Below are 2610 nucleotides of genomic sequence, written 5' to 3'. Positions count from 1 at the left end.
TCACCCTTCCCGAGCACTCCCGCATCCACGAGGGCCTCGGGCACCGCCATCGCCGTGCGACGCGACCACTCGATCAGCTCGGCCTGCTCGCCGTCGATGCGCGACCGGAACCGCCGCAGCGCTCCCGCCGCCTCGATCGCGTGCCCGTAGGCCTCCTCGAAGCAGGCGTGCACCGACGGCCCGCCCCCGGCGGGTGCTGCGTACGGATCGATCGTTGCCATACCCGGATGATGACACCGACCACCGACACACGGAGGTGAGGTCTTCTTGATCGGTGGACAACATCCGCGGGATGCGGGCTGTGGAGTCAGTCCGACTCGTCGGCCGGGAACGTCGCAGCGACCCGCAGGACGTCGTCGGCGAAGAACGCGTTGTGATGGCGCCGGAGAGGTGAGGACCCCCTCCGCATCATCGTGGTGTTCAGCTTGTAGGCCGCCTCGAGGAAGGGCGGGTACTCGAGTGCTTCCGCGAACTCGTCCCAGGAGCCGAACAGATACGACGCCACCTCCGCGCTCTTGTAGGAGGCGTCCTCGCGATCGTAGAAGACGTCCGGAAGAGTACCGAGCGCTTCGACCGCTTCATCGAATGTCGGTGCATCGACGTTGGCCCTCACGACGACCTCCGTCAGCCCTTCCTCGATGTACTCGACCGCGAAGACGGTCTCGAGGATCCCGCAGCTGAACGTGAAGAGACGGCGAGACGTCCTCGAGCGTTTCGTAGAAGGCAGCGCCGAAAGCACCCAGAGCACCTTCTGCGTCCCGAACGGGTCGGCGATCGTCTCGCTCGCGTAGTAGGCGAGGCATTCCGAGAGAACTGCGTAGTCGTCGCGACGCGCAAGTTCCCAGAAACGGCCCTGGAGCGTGGACGCACCTTCCTCGCCGATCCTCCCGCGCCGCTCCCGCTCCCACGGAAGCAGAACGCTCTTCCCCTCCTCGACGGTGGCGGCGCGGTCTCCGGTTCCGCCCGGCCACCCGGTCAGCGTGAGGTTCCGCAGACCGTGCGTCGCCTCCTGCCTCCGGATCTCCGCGCGCTCCTCCTCATCGAGCCGAGCTCGGGGGCACTTCGCGAAGCGGAAGGCCACCACGTCTCCGTGATGACGTCGATGCGACGCGTACCGGCTCACGATGTTCGTCGTCTGGCCCACGTAGCGCTGGCCGTTCTCGAACTCCAGGACGTAGATCCCGCACAGCCCGCCTGCACCGGATGCCGTGAACAGCGAAGCCGCAGAGCCCGCCTCGCTCATGTCGTAGCGGACGAAGGAGAGCGAGGAGGGGGCGTCGTCGACCATCCCGGCACCCTAGCGCCCCCTCGCGACCCCCCCTACTTCTGCACGTCCCCGCCCAGCTGCCCGATGGCCGGCAGCGGTCCGCCGTCGTCCGCGCCCGTGCGGCGCCAGCGGGCGATCGCGTTGCCCAGGTGGTAGATCACGAGCGCGGCGCCGGCGCCCAGGACGATGCCGCCGAGCTGGAAGCCGCCGGAGGAGAAGCTGAAGCCCGCGATCGCGATGACCAGGGCGACGGCGGCCGTGTACTGGTTGACCGGGCGCGAGAAGTCGACGCGGTTGTCGACCCAGATCTTGATGCCGATGACGCCGATCAGGCCGTAGAGCGCGGTGGTCGCGCCGCCCAGGACGCCCGCGGGGATCGAGTTGAAGATCGCCCCGACCTTGGGCGAGAGGCTGAGCAGCACCGCGGTGACGCCGGCGACCCAGTACGCGGCGGTCGAGTACACGCGGGTGGCGGCCATCACTCCGATGTTCTCGCCGTAGGTCGTGGTGCCCGAGCCGCCGAAGGTGCCCGAGACCGCGGTCGCGACGCCGTCGGCGATCAGCGCGCGGCCGGTGTGGGCGTTGACGGAGGGGTCGGTCATGGTCGCGACGCCGCGCACGTGGCCGACGTTCTCGGCGATGAGCACGAGCACGACGGGGAGGAACATCGCGATGCCCGACCACGTCGATCCGGACGCGAAGTCGGGGAAGGAGAAGGGCGGCAGGCCGACCCAGGCGGCGTCGCCGACCGCGGAGTAGTCGATCTCGTTGCGCAGCAGGGCAACGACGTAGCCGATGACGACGCCGACGAAGATCGAGACGCGGCCGAGGAAGCCCCGGAAGAACACTCCGCCGAGGATGATCGCGGCGAGGGTGACCGTCGCCGTGACGGGGGCCTGCTGGTAGCTCGACCAGGCGGTGGGAGCGAGGTTGAAGCCGATCAGGGCCACGATCGCACCCGACACGACCGGGGGCATCAGGCGGTCGATCCAGCCGAGGCCGACGAACTGCACCACGACGCCGACCGCGGCGAGCAGGAGTCCGACGGCGACGATCCCGGCGAGCGCCGATCCGGTGCCGCCGACCGCCGTCGCGGCGGTGACGGGGGCGATGAACGCGAAGCTCGAGCCGAGGTAGCTGGGCAGCTTGTTGCGGGTGATCAGGAGGAAGAGGAGCGTGCCGACACCCGAGAAGAGGAGCGTCGTGGCGACGGGGAAGCCGGTGAGGACGGGGACGAGGAACGTCGCTCCGAACATCGCGACCACGTGCTGCACGCCGATCGCGATCGTGGCGGGCCAGCTCAGCCGCTCATCGGGGGCGACGACGGCGCCGGGCTCGACGGT

At 69.3% G+C, this 2610-nt stretch carries 3 protein-coding genes; all 3 read right to left on the bottom strand.

The features are described from left to right. Window positions 1-221, bottom strand: a 221-nt coding sequence (locus IOC53_RS18530) for a hypothetical protein (RefSeq protein ID WP_207408074.1), incomplete at its 3' end; no start/stop codon positions are given. Window positions 222-307: 86 nt separating this feature from the next. Next, window positions 308-1288, bottom strand: coding sequence for a GIY-YIG nuclease family protein (locus IOC53_RS18525; RefSeq protein WP_207408072.1), 981 nt, complete (start codon window positions 1286-1288; stop codon window positions 308-310). A 32-nt stretch (window positions 1289-1320) separates the two neighbouring features. Then, window positions 1321-2610, bottom strand: a 1290-nt coding sequence (locus IOC53_RS18520; protein ID WP_242683550.1) for a uracil-xanthine permease family protein, incomplete at its 5' end; no start/stop codon positions are given.

It is taken from the genome of Rathayibacter sp. SD072 (assembly GCF_017355185.1).
Lineage (GTDB): Bacteria > Actinomycetota > Actinomycetes > Actinomycetales > Microbacteriaceae > Rathayibacter.
Note: the sequence above shows the minus strand (reverse complement) of the source record. Positions and strands in the feature narration are given on the sequence as shown.